Below are 543 nucleotides of genomic sequence, written 5' to 3'. Positions count from 1 at the left end.
GGGGGGGGGGGGCATTTAGCTTCTAATGGAAAAACCTATCATTACAAAAAAGAATTTTTGCTAGTGAGTGGAACTCCTTATGTGAATAGTCTTTTTGATGGTGTAAGAGAGTTTTTTATAGAGGCGGAAACTTGGACTAAAATGGAGGCAAATACAGGCAGAGAACTTTGGAATAAAAGTATTTTTTTGATAGATGCCAACAGTTTAAAAGTTAATTATGGTGTAAATAAAGCAGTTTTAAAAGCTAATAACATATATGGTAACTCAAAAAGAATTTTAAAGGTTAATAAAACTAAAGAAACTCTTTTATTTAAACCATATTCAGGATTAAGCTTAGGGGGTTATGGAGAATGGTATATAGGGTCAGTTCAATCCGGTCAAAGACAAGAAGGCTTTACTTACAATCTTAATTTAGTCTCCCAAATTTCTATGTATTGGAATTAGCACAACTTGTAGGGATACTTTGATTTTATGCTATAATTTTAATGCTTTAAGCTTTGTTTTTATTGTCTTTTAGAAGATATAAAAAGGAGCTAGTATGGA

General features: G+C 31.5%; 1 protein-coding gene. It reads left to right on the top strand.

Annotated features, from left to right (window positions below):
• Positions 1-444, top strand: a 444-nt coding sequence (locus B6S12_RS11330; protein WP_181451060.1) for a hypothetical protein, incomplete at its 5' end; no start/stop codon positions are given.
• Positions 445-543: the final 99 nt, after the last annotated feature.

The sequence above is a fragment of the Helicobacter valdiviensis genome, assembly GCF_003245365.1.
Classification (GTDB): Bacteria; Campylobacterota; Campylobacteria; order Campylobacterales; family Helicobacteraceae; genus Helicobacter_D; species Helicobacter_D valdiviensis.
The sequence above is the reverse complement of the archived record's forward strand: the minus strand, read 5'-3'. Positions and strand labels throughout refer to the sequence as shown.